General features: G+C 68.1%; 1 protein-coding gene and 1 pseudogene. Both read right to left on the bottom strand.

All coding sequences use genetic code 11. The features are described from left to right. Positions 1-115: 115 nt before the first annotated feature. Positions 116-520: a response regulator transcription factor gene (locus ACZ6CZ_RS38020; protein ID WP_469030686.1), complete on the bottom strand. Its 405-nt coding sequence runs from the start codon at positions 518-520 to the stop codon at positions 116-118. Positions 521-1,565: 1,045 nt separating this feature from the next. Next, a pseudogene (locus ACZ6CZ_RS38015) lies at positions 1,566-1,653 on the bottom strand (transposase); the annotation flags it as partial.

Raw genomic sequence — 1,653 nt, 5'->3', positions numbered from 1 at the left:
GCTCCAGTACCGCCCCGACGTCCTCGACGGCTGCCTCACAGGCACCAGCCTCCGGCACCAGCCACCATGACGACATCACGCATTCAAGGTCAGTAATAGGTAAAGGGCAATTAACTTAGCTCATACGCCCTCTCAGGTCGGCGCTGGGCGCGGCGGCGCGCAACTGCGCGCCGGTGGTGCTCGTGCCGAGGGCGTCGGCGAGGGCGCGACGGGTGGTGACGCCGAGTTTGGCGTAGGCGTGCTGCAGGTGGTTGTCGACGGTGCGCGCCGACAGATGCAGCATTCCAGCGATGTCCTTACTCGCCGTGCCGGTAGCAGCAAGCAGGGCGATCTCCCGCTCGCGGGAGGTCAACGCGGTGGCTTCGGCGCGGACCAGAAGTGGGGTGCGGGCGCCTTGGCAACGGGCCGCGCACCTCGACGCATGCCGGCTGGCCGCGCTGGCGCGGCGTATCTGGACCGCGCGCCGCCAGGCCTCCGCCGCAGTGGTGGCGGCCTCCGCAGCGAGCAGATCTGCTCCCATCTGCTCCAGCTCGCTGGCTGCTTCCCCCAGTGCGTCGGCGTCGTTGTCGGCCAGAGCCGTGGCCAGGTGGGTGCGGGCCGGAACGAAGGCCCCGTCGCATTGCTGGGCGAGCTCGGCCAGCCGGTCGGTGACGTCTTCGGCGCCGCCCAGGCGGGCGATATCGGTGAGCAGTAGCGCCTCGCAGGCGGTGTTGCCCTTGTCCCGGGCAGTTCGGACGGCCTCAGCGAGTATGGCCCGGGCCTCACCGAAACGGCCGCGAGCCGCTTGATACCAAGCCTCCCCGAGGCATTCCTCGCCAGCGGGCAGGAAACCGGGGGCGAGCGATGGCATAGTGCGGTGTTCGGCCAGTGCCGTCTCGGCTGCGGCCGGGTCCCCGAGCAGGAACCCACAGGTGGCGAGGCCGCCGAGCGCTGGTCGCAGGGCCATGGCGTAGTTGATGGTGCGGGCGAGAGCGGCAGCCTCCGCGTACCAGTGGCGGGCTGCAACAGGGTGGCCTGCCAGCCATTGGGCACGGCCGACTACGAGAGCAAGCCAGACTGCCACAAGGGTGTTGCGTCCCTCCAGTTCGGAGTAGGCGCGTCCGCCGATGTCAGCGGCGTCGGTAAGGCGTCCGTTTTCGGTGAGCGCGAGCACGAGCGGGATCCGCTGAATGGCGGAATGGGATACCAGGGCATGTTCGTCCACTCGCAGGTGAGAGGCGTAAGCGTGTTCGGCCCACGTCACAGCCTTGTCGGTGTGGCCCACCATAGCCATCCCGGTCGTCTTGCTGAACGCACCTCGCAGCCACACGCCGACGTCTGGAGCCTCATTGATGTCGTATTCCATCTCCTCCAGTAAGGCAAGACCCTGTACTGGCTGACCGGCGAAGGTGCGGATGAACGCCTCGTTCATCCGCAGAATGTGGCGGTCGGCGACGTTGCCGACGTGGGCCAGAGCGGCGTCGTTGAGTGTCAGCGCTTGAACGGGGGCGGCATTGCCCCACAGCAGGTTACGAGCTGGTGCGTGATAGCAGGTGAGGCGTGTTTGGCCTGGTCGTGACCTGTTGTCAGCCGGTGGCGGTGCGGTCGGAGACGAGGCCGGCGACGGCTCGGTAGGTGGCGGGCAGAACCTCTCGCCGATGCGTCCAGCGGGTC

This window comes from Streptomyces sp. NPDC041135 (genome assembly GCF_055592085.1).
Note: the sequence above shows the minus strand (reverse complement) of the source record. Positions and strands in the feature narration are given on the sequence as shown.